Source organism: Cesiribacter sp. SM1, assembly GCF_020178975.1.
Taxonomy (GTDB): Bacteria; Bacteroidota; Bacteroidia; order Cytophagales; family Cyclobacteriaceae; genus Cesiribacter.
Map to the genome: position 1 here is coordinate 208,627 of NZ_JAHXBU010000090.1, position 14,061 is coordinate 222,687.

The 14,061-nt window shown below is 48.7% G+C and carries 12 protein-coding genes; 9 read left to right on the forward strand and 3 right to left on the reverse strand.

The features are described from left to right. The first annotated feature begins 76 nt into the window (after positions 1–76). From KWJ01_RS17365 to KWJ01_RS17400, 8 genes are all read left to right on the forward strand, one after another. A complete protein-coding gene (locus KWJ01_RS17365; protein ID WP_224998125.1) occupies positions 77–2,305 on the forward strand; it encodes an NADP-dependent isocitrate dehydrogenase in 2,229 nt (742 codons plus the stop codon). Positions 2,306–2,841: 536 nt separating this feature from the next. Continuing rightward, positions 2,842–3,462: a hypothetical protein gene (locus tag KWJ01_RS17370; protein WP_224998126.1), complete on the forward strand. Its 621-nt coding sequence runs from the start codon at positions 2,842–2,844 to the stop codon at positions 3,460–3,462. Between the two features lie 35 nt (positions 3,463–3,497). After that, a complete protein-coding gene (locus tag KWJ01_RS17375; RefSeq protein WP_224998127.1) occupies positions 3,498–4,010 on the forward strand; it encodes an NADH-quinone oxidoreductase subunit A in 513 nt (170 codons plus the stop codon). 5 nt (positions 4,011–4,015) lie between these two features. After that, positions 4,016–4,546: an NADH-quinone oxidoreductase subunit NuoB gene (nuoB, locus tag KWJ01_RS17380; protein ID WP_224998128.1), complete on the forward strand. Its 531-nt coding sequence runs from the start codon at positions 4,016–4,018 to the stop codon at positions 4,544–4,546. After that, the gene (locus KWJ01_RS17385; RefSeq protein WP_224998129.1) at positions 4,543–5,094 is read left to right on the forward strand and encodes an NADH-quinone oxidoreductase subunit C; all 552 of its coding nucleotides are present in this window, start codon (positions 4,543–4,545) and stop codon (positions 5,092–5,094) included. The genes nuoB and KWJ01_RS17385 overlap by 4 nt, the downstream gene beginning before the upstream one ends. A gap of 435 nt (positions 5,095–5,529) precedes the next feature. After that, positions 5,530–5,778, forward strand: a complete 249-nt coding sequence (locus KWJ01_RS17390) for a hypothetical protein (protein ID WP_224998130.1) — start codon at positions 5,530–5,532, stop codon at positions 5,776–5,778. A 227-nt stretch (positions 5,779–6,005) separates the two neighbouring features. Beyond that, on the forward strand, positions 6,006–7,223 hold the full coding sequence (locus KWJ01_RS17395; RefSeq protein ID WP_224998131.1) for an NADH-quinone oxidoreductase subunit D: 1,218 nt from the start codon (positions 6,006–6,008) through the stop codon (positions 7,221–7,223). A 194-nt stretch (positions 7,224–7,417) separates the two neighbouring features. Further along, on the forward strand, positions 7,418–8,956 hold the full coding sequence (locus KWJ01_RS17400) for an NAD(P)H-hydrate dehydratase (RefSeq protein WP_224998133.1): 1,539 nt from the start codon (positions 7,418–7,420) through the stop codon (positions 8,954–8,956). Here the strand turns inward: KWJ01_RS17400 and KWJ01_RS17405 are convergent. The 3 genes from KWJ01_RS17405 to KWJ01_RS17415 all read right to left on the reverse strand — a co-directional run bounded on the left by KWJ01_RS17405 (position 8,931) and on the right by KWJ01_RS17415 (position 12,508). Beyond that, positions 8,931–10,247 (reverse strand): M20/M25/M40 family metallo-hydrolase, encoded by a 1,317-nt coding sequence (locus KWJ01_RS17405; protein WP_224998135.1) that lies wholly within the window; start codon positions 10,245–10,247, stop codon positions 8,931–8,933. The genes KWJ01_RS17400 and KWJ01_RS17405 overlap by 26 nt on opposite strands. A gap of 86 nt (positions 10,248–10,333) precedes the next feature. Beyond that, positions 10,334–11,188: an ion transporter gene (locus KWJ01_RS17410; protein WP_224998137.1), complete on the reverse strand. Its 855-nt coding sequence runs from the start codon at positions 11,186–11,188 to the stop codon at positions 10,334–10,336. Positions 11,189–11,374: 186 nt separating this feature from the next. Then, positions 11,375–12,508: a mechanosensitive ion channel family protein gene (locus tag KWJ01_RS17415; RefSeq protein ID WP_224998139.1), complete on the reverse strand. Its 1,134-nt coding sequence runs from the start codon at positions 12,506–12,508 to the stop codon at positions 11,375–11,377. Positions 12,509–13,017: 509 nt separating this feature from the next. Between KWJ01_RS17415 and KWJ01_RS17420 the strand changes: the two genes are divergently transcribed. Continuing rightward, positions 13,018–13,839: a helix-turn-helix transcriptional regulator gene (locus tag KWJ01_RS17420; RefSeq protein ID WP_224998140.1), complete on the forward strand. Its 822-nt coding sequence runs from the start codon at positions 13,018–13,020 to the stop codon at positions 13,837–13,839. Positions 13,840–14,061: the final 222 nt, after the last annotated feature.

The following is a 14,061-nucleotide window of genomic DNA, read 5'->3' on the forward strand; positions in this document are numbered from 1 at the left end:
TTTTTTTATAGAATAGAATGATCCCCTCAATGTAAAAAGAAAGGAGATCGTGATACAGATAAAATCAACTTATAAAATGGCAACACAAGCATCCAGAATTATTTACACCAAAACAGATGAAGCGCCAGCTTTAGCAACTTATTCTTTATTGCCAATTGTAAACACTTTTGCAAAAACTGCAGGCATCACTGTTGAAACCAGGGATATCTCACTTGCAGGCAGAATCATTGCCAGCTTCCCGGAAAGACTCTCCGACAAGCAGAAGCAGGAGGATGATCTTGCTTATTTAGGTGAACTGGCAAAAACGCCTGAAGCAAATATTATTAAGCTGCCAAACATCAGTGCCTCCATTCCGCAGCTTACGGCAGCCATCAAAGAACTGCAGGGGCAGGGCTACGATATTCCCGATTATCCGGCCGACCCGCAGAATGATGCTGAAAAAGAAATCAAGGCCCGCTATGCCAAAGTGCTGGGCAGTGCCGTAAACCCGGTGCTGCGCGAAGGCAATTCCGATCGCAGGGTGGCGGCCCCGGTAAAAGAATATGCGAAAAAGAACCCGCACAAGATGGGTAAGTGGTCGTCTGACTCTAAGTCGCACGTTGCGCACATGACAGAAGGCGATTTTTATGGCAGTGAAAAATCTGTGGTGATAGAAAAAGGCGGTGATGTTAAAATTGAATTTGTTGCTGCCGACGGAAGTACAAAAACACTGAAAGAAAAGACTCCGCTGAAAGCAGGGGAGGTAATCGATACATCAGTTATGAGCAGAAAGGCCCTGCGTTCTTTCCTGGAGAAGGAAATTGCAGCGGCTAAGGAGGAGGGTGTACTGTTGTCGCTCCACCTGAAGGCCACCATGATGAAGGTGTCGGACCCTATTATGTTCGGTCATGCCGTTACGGTGTACTTCCGGGATGTGTTTGAAAAGCACGGTGCTAAGTTCAAGGAAATTGGCGTAGACCCCAACAATGGCCTGGGCGATCTCTACAACAAGATCAAGGCATTGCCGCAGGAGCAGCAGGCAGCCATAGAAGCAGATATTCAGGCGGAATACAAAAAGCGCCCCGAGCTGGCCATGGTGAACTCCGATAAAGGCATCACCAACCTGCACGTGCCAAGCGATGTGATCATTGATGCGTCCATGCCGGCGGCCATCCGCGAATCTGGCAAAATGTGGGGACCAGATGGCAAACTGCACGATACCAAAGCAATCATTCCTGACCGCAGCTATGCAGGAATCTACCAGGAGATCATCAAACTCCATAAAGAACATGGTGCTTTTGATGTAACCACCATGGGCACCGTGCCTAACATTGGCCTGATGGCCCAGAAGGCAGAAGAGTACGGCTCGCACGACAAGACCTTCGAAATGGGAGGTAGTGGTACCGTGCGTGTGGTTGATCCATCCGGAAACGTACTGATGGAGCAGAAAGTTGAAGAAGGGGATATCTTCAGGATGTGCCAGACCAAAGATGTGGCCATCCAGGACTGGGTAAAGCTTGCGGTAACCAGGGCCAGAATTACCAGCACACCTGCTGTTTTCTGGCTTGACTCAAACAGGGCGCACGATAAAAAGCTGATCCAGAAGGTAGAGAAGTACCTCAAAGACCATAATACAGAAGGACTGGACATCAGGATTATGTCGCCGGTAGAAGCCATGCGATTTACCTGTGACAGAGCCAGGGCAGGTAAAGATACGATATCTGTTACAGGTAACGTACTGCGCGATTACCTGACCGACCTGTTCCCGATCCTGGAGCTGGGCACCAGTGCCAAAATGCTTTCCATTGTTCCGTTGCTGGCCGGTGGTGGCCTGTTTGAGACAGGTGCCGGTGGCTCTGCCCCTAAGCATGTGCAGCAGTTTGTGGAAGAGAACTACCTGCGCTGGGATTCTCTGGGTGAGTTCCTGGCCCTTGCGGTTTCCCTGGAGGATATGGCGCAGAAAACCGGTAATGAGAAAGCCCAGGTGCTGGCTGAGAGCCTGAACAAGGCAAATGGCGAGTTCCTGGATAAGGACAAATCTCCTTCACGTAAGATAGGTGGTATTGATAACCGCGGCAGCCATTTTTACCTGGCCCTTTACTGGGCGCAGGCCCTGGCCGAACAAAACAAAAACCAGGAGCTAAGGGATAAATTCAGTACACTGGCTAAGAACCTCACGGAGAATGAAGATAAGATCGTGAAAGAACTTGCCGATGTTCAGGGCAAGCCTGTTGACATAGGCGGCTACTTCCATCCGGATACCCAGAAAACAGAAAAAGCCATGCGCCCAAGCGCTACCTTGAATGGGTTTCTGAATAACTTCTAAAGGATAATGCTTGAACGATAGAGTTTGATTTATCAAGATTTATCTTAGGCGATGCAAATAAAACTGCTCTGAATTAATGTTCAGAGCAGTTTTTATTTGCTACAGGCTTCTCTTTTCGAGCATAGCGAAACAACCTGGTTTCTGTACCGAAAGACGCTGGATTGCCCCGGGGTGGCCCCCGCTTCGACGGTTCAATTCGCTACGTTTTCAAATGAAGATACTGCAGCATTAAAGCAGGTCTGGAATCTAGTCCATCAAACTTCTCTATTGAAATCATCAATATTATGATCATCTGGGGCTGATTAATTTTCCAGCTTAATATGTGTTAAAGATGAAAGCTGCTGATAATCTGTTTGTTATCATCTTCTGGAGTCAGGTACAAGCCGTCATTCCCCTGAAGAGGGAGATCTGTTTGCTTTTACAGGCGAAATCACCATTCCTGTTTTTAGCTAACGGATCCCCGCCTGCGCGGGGATGACGATCAGGGAGTAATTGACACTGATGCGAACCCTTAACTCACGAGAGTTTAATAACTGATGTTTAAACGTATACCAATGCTTATCAACAAAATACCAATCATTCTGCTAATAACCACCATCATTGCCTGCACCTCGCGGGAGCAGGCAGCGGAAGTAAAGACAAACCCTGAACCTGATTCTACTACTGCGACAACAATGCCGGATAATGCATTGGCCCAGAACAGGCAGGACACACTCATGATTGAAGGCATGCCGGAGCCGGTAAGCCTGAATCTCTACCGTTCTCCGCAAAGCTGGCCGCTGCAATTCCACACTTATTTACCCCCGGGAATGGAAGCAGAAACCACCAGTTCCGGTGAGGGAAATGCTGTGCAGTTCAGCTTCAACGAGGCGCGCATAAATTTCTTCACCTTTCCCGAAGGCATCAGCCGTTCTGAAGCGCAGAAGCAGGCCTATAATGCCCTGGGCTCCAGATCAGTAACGCCCTGTGATAATGAATGGGAATGGCAGTGGGGCTGCTACTACAGTGGCAGCAATCCGGAACAGGTAAATCAAATACTCATGGGCGAGCATGAGGGCCGCTACTTCTATTACCTCATCCGCTACCCTGCAGCATATGGCGACGGTTTCGGCCCCCGCTACAGGATGTTGCTGGAGCACTGGCGGTGGGAGGAGTGAGAAAAATCCCTATCTTTGAATAAAACAGATCCCCGTTGCTGAATCCTGCTGTATCATCATTTGGTGAAATTCTGCTGTACCTGATCGGTGGAATTGTGTTCGTGGCCGGTGCCCTGCTTACGGCCTGGATTATTCGTCCCAGCCGCCCTAATGTGGAGAAGCTGGCAACCTATGAATCTGGCGAAGAACCGGTGGGAAGTGCATGGGGGCAGTTTAATGTGCGGTTTTACATCGTTGCCCTGGTTTTTATCCTGTTTGATGTGGAACTGGTATTCCTGTTTCCCTGGGCAACTGTTTTCGGTAAGAAAGCGCTGATCGATGCCACCGATGGCATGTGGGGCTGGTTTGCTTTTGTAGAAATGACGATTTTTGTTGCCATCCTTGGCCTTGGTTTAGCATGGGCCTGGGCTAAGGGGCTGCTGGACTGGGTTAAACCGGAGCCTGTTGTAAAGCAGCAGGGTTCACCAGTGCCACCAGGCCTGTATGAGCAGATCAACAGAACAGTAGCTGCTGCTGCCAGGGCAGAGCAACGTAAGCAGAAGGAGTAGCATTTATGGGATTACTGGATCAGAAATTCGGGCAGGGTGGTGTGCTGGTCAGTCATGTAGACGACCTGGTGAATTGGGCAAGGCTTAGCAGCTTATGGCCCATGGGCTTTGGCATTGCCTGCTGTGCCATAGAAATGATGGGGGCTTTTGCCTCGGGCTATGATCTTGACAGGATAGGGGTGTTTCCGCGCCCCAGCCCCCGGCAAAGCGATGTGATGATTGTTGCCGGTACAGTTACCTTTAAAATGGCAGATCGCCTGCGCCGGCTCTATGAGCAGATGCCAGAGCCGCGCTACGTAATTTCAATGGGCAGCTGCGCCAACTGCGGCGGCCCCTACTGGCAGTGGGGGTATCATGTGGTAAAAGGGGTAGACAGGATTGTGCCCGTAGATGTGTATGTGCCCGGATGCCCGCCCCGCCCCGAAACCCTGATCGGTGGCATTTTAAAGCTGCAGGAAAAGATCAGAAAAGAAACCCTCATGACACCCGAAGCGCTCGAGAAACTGATTGCCAGAAAGAAAGGAGCGGCCGTATGAGCGCACCCGCATCTTTCACAACACTCGTGGCGCTGCTTCAGGATAAGTTTGGCACCGGTATAGTGCTCGGTACCGATGAAGCCGGTATGCCACCTGCAGTGCTGATTGCTCCAGATGCCATTGCTGATGTGTGCCGTTTTTTGTATGAAGGGGAGCAAACCTACTTCGACCTGCTTAGCTGTATTACGGGGCTCGATAACGGACCGGAAGCAGCCAGCATGGAGGTGGTCTATAACCTCTATTCTATCCCTTACAACCAGCACCTGATGCTAAAGGTAGTGCTGCCCCGGAATTTGCCCGGACAGTCGCTGCCGGTAGTGCCCAGCGTAAGCAGCATCTGGCGCACCGCCGACTGGCACGAGCGTGAGGTTTTTGACCTGGTGGGCATCCATTTTACAGGACATCCCGATCTGCGCCGGATTTTACTGCCCGATGACTGGGAGGGCCACCCCCTGCGCAAGGACTACCGGGAGCAGGAGTACTACCACGGCATCTGGGTGCGCTACGGACAGGAGCGGCTGGAGGATGAGTCCGGAAAACATCAATAGGTTTTGGGTTCTGCTCCATTAAAAAGATCTCCAAATCAGCCCATGATTGCCGGAAGTAAGAAATTTGCCTGGAGCGCTAACTTCAATTTTGCATTTTCAGAATTTTATACTGCCATACTGAGGTGTTGGCAGCAGTACAGTTGGAACATTTCTGCCTGCGCATCTAACGCTATAGATCAGCAGCAGCAGGAGCAGCTGTAAGATTTGTTAATCCTCATGTATTAAAAAGCGGTTAAAAATAGCTTTATCAGGTTTAATTACATCTTTCTTCTTCACAGTCAAAGACTTGTTAAATTTCGGATAGTAAGAGTATAAAGGTTTACTCTGCTAAATGGCTGAATTATGATGCTGTACGGAATTGAAGCAACTTCTCTTGGAATGTATCAGGCGGAGCAGCTGTGCTGCTCGAAGTGTGGTGGCGTGAATTCAGTGAAGATGAAAGTATTTGCCAAATACTTTCATGTTTCCCGGATTCCGAGTTTCCCGCTGGGAAAAATAGGTGTAGCGGTATGTCAGAACTGTAATCATTCTGTAGATAACCAGGGATTCAGTCACCTGCAACAGTACCAGCTGGCCTTCAGGCAGATTGAAAAGAAAACAACAATCCCTTACTGGTCATGCGCGGGCATAGGTCTGCTCCTGATGCTGATGAGCCTGGTAGGGTATTCCCTGGCAGGCATTTAGAAAGGAGGCTCTTTAGCCTGTCATCAGCAGCCATTGCTGTGAAGCCAATGGGCTTCTGAGGAGCTACCAACGCCAGTAGGCGGACGGAGGGCTGCTTGTTTGCTATTGCAGTTCAGGGCCTACCGCCCGCCTCCTGGCGGGTGGTCTGTTGCTCTACGCCTGCAGGCTTACATATAAGGCACAACAGGCTTTTATTGCTCGGGATCTTGTTTGTATCTTAGGGGCTTATGGCCAATCCCGTTCAATACCAGTACCACCCCGATCATTTTAAGAATTCAGAGCCTGCCAAGTATAAGGCCGAAGCGCTGCCGCCCGGGCATATGCTCATCAACATAGGTCCGCAGCACCCCTCTACCCATGGTGTGCTGCGCCTGGAGGTTATTACGGATGGTGAAATTGTACTTGATGTGGTGCCTCACCTGGGGTACCTGCACCGCTGCTTCGAGAAACATGCCGAAAACCTCACCTACCAGCAAACCATTCCCTTTGTAGATCGCCTCGATTATGTGGCGGCCATGAACAATGAACACATCTGGTGCCTGGGGGTAGAAAAAATGCTGGGTATTACCGACAAGGTGCCGGCAAGGGTAGAGTACATACGGGTACTGGTGGCAGAACTGAACCGCATTGCTTCGCACTTTGTGGCTGTAGGCACTTACGCCATGGATATCGGCGCTTTTACACCTTTTTTGTGGCTGATGCGCGATCGCGAACATATTTTACGGCTGCTGGAGTGGGTGTGTGGTGCACGTATGCTGTACAACTACATCTGGATCGGGGGCTTGTACTACGATCTGCCGGTTGGTTTTGAGGAGCGCTGTTCGGAATTTCTGCGTTACCTCAAACCAAAACTAAAGGAGCTGGAAGATCTTGTAATTGAAAATAAAATATTTGTAGACCGTACTGCCGGGGTGGGGGTGCTGCCGCTGGATCTGGCCATTAATTATGGCGTAACCGGCCCCATGCTCCGTGGCTCCGGGCTGGCCTACGACCTGCGCCGCATCGATGGTTACAGTGTTTACCCCGAGCTGGATTTTGAAGTGCCTGTGGGCAGGGGGCAAATGGGCGCCAAAGGAGATTGCTGGGACCGCAGCTGGGTGCGGGTGCAGGAGTGCCACCAGTCGGTATACATTGCAGAGCAGTGCCTGCAGCGTCTCACCACAGATTTAAAAAGAAGCAGGGATTTTGATCCCAAAGCGGCAGTACCCAAAAAAGTACGCCCCCCTAAGGGAGATTATTATGTGCGGGGGGAAACACCCCGGGGTGAGCTGGGCTTTTTTTTCAGGGCCGATGGGCGGGCAGACGTACCCTTCCGCTGCAAGGCACGCAGCACCTGTTTTGTAAACCTTTCGGTACTGCCGGAGATCAGCAAAGGTGTGATGATTGCCGACCTGATCGCCATTATCGGTTCTATTGACTTTATACTTGGTGAGGTAGACAGGTAGGGCTAGGGCATCTCAGTCTAAAGCAAACAGTCTGCCCCCGTCGTGTCAATGCATGCTTCGAGGCTACAGGAATTGCCAGATGCTTTCAGTCTGAAGCATCTGTTGGCTTATCAAAACAGTCGGCTTAGTGAAATGTTGATTAGCTCCTGTGAACAAATGCCTGCCAGAGAGTTTATTAGCCAAATACTCCTTGTATGTCATTAAAAATTCTAACGGCTGAACAGATCAGGGAAGCCGACCGCGTAACCATTGAAGAGGAAAAAATTGAATCGCTTGAACTAATGGAGCGGGCTTCTGCTGCTTTTGTACGGGCATTTGTAAAGCTGTATGACGAAAAGCGGCCGGTATTTGTACTGTGCGGCACAGGGAACAATGGTGGCGATGGCATGGCCATTACCCGGCTGCTCATCAGCCAGCAGTACAAGGTGTCAGCGTTTGTGGTGGGAGACCTGGAGAAGGCAAGCAAGGATTTTAGTACCAATAAAGAAAGGCTTGAAAAGTTTCAGACACCGCAGCATGTGCAGGAGGTGGGGCAGCTTCCCGAGTTTCCCGCAGATAGCATCATTATAGATGCTTTGCTGGGATCTGGTTTAAGCCGGCCTATTACAGGGCTGCTGGCAGAGGTGGTGAACAGGCTGAATACGAGTGGGGCAGAGATTGTTGCTGTGGATGTGCCCAGCGGGATATACCTGGATAAACCAATAGAAGCGGGCTCTGCTGTAGTATGTGCCGATATGGTCATTACCTTTGAAGTGCCCAAGCTGGCCTTTATGCTGCCGGGCAGCGGCAAGCATGTGCGCCACTGGAAGCTGGTGAACATTGGCCTGAGCAAAAGCTATCTGAATGAGGTTAAAACTACTAACTGCTTTACCGATACCAGTACCATAGCAGATATCTACCGCAGGCGCGATAAGTGGACGCACAAAGGCGATTATGGCAAGATTTTGCTGATTGCCGGCAGCAAAGGCAAAATGGGAGCAGGGGTGTTGTGTGCCAGGGCCTGCCTGCGCAGCGGAGCCGGTCTCCTGACGGTGCATGTGCCCGCTTCCGGCTATACAATCATTCAGACATCAGTACCTGAGGCTATGGCGCTGGTAGATAGCAGCGAGGAAGAGTTTAGTGCGCCACCGGTGCTTGATGGCTTCAATGTAATTGGCGTAGGCCCAGGATTGGGTACGGCTGAGCACACACGGCAGGCCTTTAAAAAAATGCTTCAGCAGGTTGATGTGCCTATGGTGCTGGATGCCGATGCACTGAACCTGTTGGCACGGTATCCCGATCTGATGGAGCACCTCCCCAAAAAAGCCATTCTAACGCCGCACCCCAAAGAGTTTGAGCGCTTAGCGGGCAGCTGGCAGCACGATTACGAGCGGCTTGAAAAGCAAAAGGAATTCAGCCGTAAGCATGGAGTAGTGCTGGTGCTGAAAGGGCCGCACACCAGCATAGCTGCACCAGACGGAAGGGTGTATTTTAACAGTACCGGAAACCCGGGGCTGGCAACCGGTGGTACCGGAGATGTGTTAACCGGTATCCTGGCAGGTATGCTGGGGCAGGGCTACGAGCCTTTCGATGCAGCTGTGCTCGGTGTATTCCTGCACGGACTGGCGGCAGACCTGGCCGCAAGAGATATGGGCGAAGAAGCGATCATAGCATCAGACCTGATCACTTTTTTGCCCAAGGCATATCAGAAGATCAACGACCCTTCCTTCAATATATCAGCTCAAGTTTTTTAGTGAACTCTACCAGGAGGCGGTGCAGGTTTTCGAAGGCTGTTAGCGGCAGGGTTTCGCTGCGGTCGTACACATCGTGATACGCCTGTATGCCTCCCAGTGTATAAATGAAAAAGGAAGGAACACCCTTCTCGTAAAAGGGGCAGTGGTCACTGTTGCAGGCTTCGCCCCGCGGCGACACCTGTTTGAGCAGCTCATGCTCCTGGTTTAGTGACTGCAGTAGTTCAAAATGCTCCCTGAAAACGCTGCCGTTTACCACTTTAATGCCTTCTTCCCCTGTGCCGGTAATATCAAGGTTCATCAGGAAGCGGATATTCTCCAGGGGCACAAGCGGGTTTTCTACAAAATACTGCGACCCCAGCAGCCCGGCTTCTTCGGCTCCAAAGGCAATAAAAAGAATGTCGTGATCGGGCTGGTGCTGTGGCTGCGAAAAGTATTTTGCCAGGCTTAGCAGCATGGCCACGCCGCTGGCATTGTCGTTGGCACCGGGAAAAAAGGTGTTGCTGCCCAGGCGGCCCAGGTGATCATAATGTGCACTGAAAACCACCAGGCCTTTTCCCGGATCTTTACCCGGCAGCAGGCCTGCTACATTTTGTGTGGTAAGCGCCGGAATAAACTTGCTCTCTATCTCCAGTTCTGCAAAACGAAAATTAGCTGGAGCTGCTGCTTTGTTTACGATTAGCTGTGGGCGTTCGCAGGGCTGCTGAGCCACATGCCAGGTGAGCTTTTCATCTGTTAACACAATTACCGCAACAGCCGGGTTATTCTTAAAACCCCTTAAAAAGGCCAGCACATCTTCCAGCCTTTGTCTATCTTCTTTGGAGGCACTGCTAAAGCCTGTTTTATCGATGAGCAGCACCTTGTCGCGTGCCTCCTGCAGGCTGCTGAGCAGTAGCTGTGGATCTTTGATGGCAGCAGCAGAAAGTGGCATTACTTCGTAGCGGCCGCTTATGCTCTGCGAGCAGGGCGATACCAGGAAATCCTTCCCGGGCTCCAGCACCTTATCACCAGCCTTCAGGGCTACATCATCAGGAAAGGTATTGACAGAGATAGGAAACTCCTGGAAATAACCATTACCAAAAGATTTTAGCTTATGCTTTTTGAATTCGGCAGCAATATACTGGGCCGCCTTGATATGACCACCCGCAACATAACCACGGCCATGCATGCCTGGTGCCGAGAGGGTATCAATAACACTGCGGGCATAGGGTAATGCCTGTTGACCAAAAGATGAGCCGGAAAAACAAAACAAGAAGGTTACCAGCAGAAAGCCGATACGGAAACGCGTAAACACAGACACAAGAAGAGGGAAAAGACTGCCAAAATTCTTTCCTTAAATTTACAGAATTGAGTGCAGGTTTAACAAGAAATTGTTCAACTTTATTTGCGTAACCCCGTGGCCGGGCGGTGCAGCTGAACACCACAAAAGCGGCAGTAGTTGGCGTCGGCGGGATGATCTTCCGGTTTGCAGCTTGGGCAGGCTTTTACCTGTGGGTTGGAGGCTTTATCGGCTTTGCTTAATTCTGATGAAACAATGCCTGTTGGAACTGCAATAATGCCATAGCCAAGCAGCATAAGCAGCGTAGCCAGGAACTGACCTGCCGTGGTATGCGGTGTTATATCGCCAAAGCCAACAGTAGTAATGGTTACAATGGCCCAGTAAATGCTTACAGGTATATTATTGAATCCGTTTTCAGGCCCTTCTATCAGGTACATCATGGTGCCTACAATAATCACGATTGTTATAACGGCACCAATAAATACAATAATCTTATAAACGCTGTTGCGCAGGGCCAGTTGCAGGGTTTGCGCCTCACCCAGGTAGCGGCTCAGCTTTAATACCCTAAAGATGCGCAGTAAACGCAAGCCTCTTATAACAAGTAAAAAACGGGTGCCGCTGTAAATAAGGTTGATGTAGGTAGGTAAAATAGATAACAGATCTACCAGCCCGTAAAAACTGAATATGTATCGCCAGGGGTAGCCCGCACTGATGAGGCGCAGGATATACTCAATGGTGAAGGCAATGGTAAAGAACCACTCCAGGGCTACCAGCAGCGAACCATACTGCTCCTGTATGGAAGATACACTTTCCAGTACTACTGTAAGGATACTCAGTAAAATTAATACCAGGAGCACCACATCAAATAACTTTCCGCCCCAGGTATCGGATTCAAAAATGATAATGTATAGTTTTTTACGCCAGCCCTGCCTAAGACGTTCCTTTCCGTATACCATTTATAAGTTTAATATCTAAAGTTCTTCTATTTGGCTTTTACTTAATCTACGCATTACTAAATGAACATTTGCATTAGTATAAAAATCAGTATTTTGTTTGATCTTTATCTGCAGGTGCAGCCAAATATGCATTAATCGGGCATGGTAATAAAGGTTCAGAAGAGCAGTTTGTAACGGCTAAAAGGTTTAGCGGTTCTGCTGCACACCTCTACTTTGTTGCAATTGTCTTAAGTCTGTATCCTGAAATTGTTTTCCGTCTTCTGAACGTATTTCGGCACGGGTAACAGGCAAACTCTCGGGGTAGTTATCCCTGATATATTCAACCAGCTTTTCTCTTAAATACACCCGCAGCTCCCAGGCATTCCCAGAGTTGAGGGCACTTACCAGCACACGCAACTGAATGGCTGTTTCGGTTGTTTCTGTAACCTGCAGCACACACACTTTTTTGTCCCAGTGCGGGCTGGCTTCACAAAGCCGCCTAAGTTCTGCACGCAGCTCTTTTAGCGGTACATAATAATCTGTATACAGAAATACAGTACCCAGCAGTTCGGTAGACTGGCGGGTCCAGTTCTGGAATGGTTTTTCTATAAAATAATTAATGGGCACCACCAGCCGTCGCAGGTCCCATAGCCTGATTACCACATAGGTAAGCGTAATTTCTTCAATACGGCCAAATTCGCCTTCAACAATCACTACATCATCTATACGAATTGGCTGGGTAAATGCAATCTGAAAACCAGCAATAAGATTAGCTATAGATTTTTGTGCAGCAAAGCCAATGATTATGCCTGTAACGCCGGCAGAAGTTAACAAACCAGCTCCTATAGTGCGTACACTTTCAAAACTTAACAGTAAAACTGATAACGTAATAACTACTACTCCAATAATCAGTAGTTTTCTGATAAACTGTACCTGTGTGCGTACTTTACGGGCCAGGAAATTATTTTCTGCCTCAATATCAAAATTATCATTGATGTAATCCTGCGCTACATAAATAATTTTGATAGCCAGCCATGCAAAGCCAATGATCATGAGCACACCCAGGGTTTTTTCCAGAAACTGGTTTTCCCGTGGGGTTGTGTCCATCAGGGGTAGGGTAAGTGAAAGTGTAATTAATGGTACCAGGAAGTTTAGTACCGCACTGCACCTGGTTAACAGGGAGTGGATGAGAATGGCATCCTGATGGTTTCTGAAAGCAAACCTAAGAATGCTAAATATGATAGACTTTATTAACAGGCCACCTAAAACAGCGGCAATAATTAAGATAAGGTTTTGAAAAATTGGAGCAAGGTCCTGATAATATCCCTGAAATTGTTCCATAAAAAATGTTGAATATACGTTAAGCGCTAACAGCTGTATTTAATAAGTTAAAGAAAAAGAATGTTACAGGAGCAGGGAGATTCCCGGCAACTATACATTCTTAAATTGACTTTCCTGATGAATGAAGCCTTACCCCCGGTTCCGGCATAGCGGCTCACAGCCTCTGCAGGCGATACTATAGCGCTTTTATCCTCAAAAACAGCCAGGGCCAAAACCTACATCAGTACTACAGTGAGTAACCAGAGTTTAAATGCAGGGTTTCATTTTGCAATTTAAACGGCTCAATCATAGCCCTCTTAATTACGGATGAAACAGAAAATAGATGAAGTTTTTCGCAGCTGATTTATTGAAAATAGCTAAAAAGCTCAGCTGCTGTTAATTTTGTTTGATTAGTAGAAAAAAAGTATAGAAAAATTTTGCTAATATTAGAAGGTATCATTTCTTTTGTTTTGTATATAGTATCAATTTTTTTTAATTAGCACTTCATTTTGTTCTAACCACCCGCAATAATGAATAATAATTCGAGCGATCTCTCTAAGGTTAATGATCGTATTCAGTACTTTCAGGATGATATCCTGAAAGTGAGTGCAAACCGTTTTGCAAAAGAAGTTGGAATTGCATACGGTACTTTACGTAATTTATATACTGAAGATAAAAAGCCACGTAAAGGCACCATTCAAAAAATATTAGAGGCTTATGATGGTTTCATCAATCCGGCCTGGCTGCAAAGCGGCAAGGGGCGCCCTACCTTGTCGGCTACACAGGAACATCCTGGTTTTCAGCTCATGACCAGTGATGAGCACTGGCCAAAAGTGGGTCGCCAGGTGCGTAAGCTTATTCGCAAATCTGAGAAATCGCCCGAGGAAATAGCAAAGGCTACCGGCTTTTCGATGTACAGGTTAAACAAAACCTTAAGTGGCAAGCAAACGCCTACCCCACAGTTTATGAGTGTGCTACTATCGGAACTTGGTGTAACGGTAGACCAGCTGGCACAAAAAGCAGGTGTGGCAGTGCCGCAGCAACAAAAAGAAAAAGAAAAGCCGGCAAAAGCTGTAGCAGAAGCAGACGAAGAGCAGGTGACAGCCGAAGTGCAGTCGCTGGAGGATGCACAGCCGGAGCAGCCACAGGCAGCCACAGCACAGGTGCAGCCCCAACAGCCGCAGCAGGCAACAGCCCCCATGCCGGTGCCCCAGCCACAGACTTTCCCGGTGCAGCAACCTTATGCAGCTGCAGTGGATCATGAAGGGGTGCAGGAGCTGCGCATGAAGATTGATTTTCTTACCAACAGAATTAACTACCTGGAAGAACGCCTAAGCCGCTTGGCTAGATAGTTCATCAGTACAGTATCTGTATCTTCAGAAAAGATAAAAGCAGTAATACCGAAAGGTGTTGCTGCTTTTTTTGTTCGTATAGAAGGTAAATACCGGAACCATGCCGCCCTTGCGGCACTTGTTTCTGCCTGCCTTTCCAGCCCGGGAGGAGTGGCATGTATTGGCCCTGCCCGGGGCGTTTGGCCAAATATGTCATAGACAAAGCACTAAAGTATAATTGAA

Excerpts from the sequence above, each read along its gene's own strand:
- KWJ01_RS17365 (WP_224998125.1), top strand. The coding sequence starts at position 77 with ATGGCAACACAAGCATCCAGAATTATTTACACCAAAACAGATGAAGCG.
- KWJ01_RS17370 (WP_224998126.1), top strand. The coding sequence starts at position 2,842 with ATGTTTAAACGTATACCAATGCTTATCAACAAAATACCAATCATTCTG.
- nuoB (WP_224998128.1), top strand. The coding sequence starts at position 4,016 with ATGGGATTACTGGATCAGAAATTCGGGCAGGGTGGTGTGCTGGTCAGT.
- KWJ01_RS17385 (WP_224998129.1), top strand. The coding sequence starts at position 4,543 with ATGAGCGCACCCGCATCTTTCACAACACTCGTGGCGCTGCTTCAGGAT.
- KWJ01_RS17390 (WP_224998130.1), top strand. The coding sequence starts at position 5,530 with ATGAAAGTATTTGCCAAATACTTTCATGTTTCCCGGATTCCGAGTTTC.
- KWJ01_RS17395 (WP_224998131.1), top strand. The coding sequence starts at position 6,006 with ATGGCCAATCCCGTTCAATACCAGTACCACCCCGATCATTTTAAGAAT.
- KWJ01_RS17400 (WP_224998133.1), top strand. The coding sequence starts at position 7,418 with ATGTCATTAAAAATTCTAACGGCTGAACAGATCAGGGAAGCCGACCGC.
- KWJ01_RS17410 (WP_224998137.1), bottom strand. The coding sequence starts at position 11,188 with ATGGTATACGGAAAGGAACGTCTTAGGCAGGGCTGGCGTAAAAAACTA.
- KWJ01_RS17415 (WP_224998139.1), bottom strand. The coding sequence starts at position 12,508 with ATGGAACAATTTCAGGGATATTATCAGGACCTTGCTCCAATTTTTCAA.
- KWJ01_RS17420 (WP_224998140.1), top strand. The coding sequence starts at position 13,018 with ATGAATAATAATTCGAGCGATCTCTCTAAGGTTAATGATCGTATTCAG.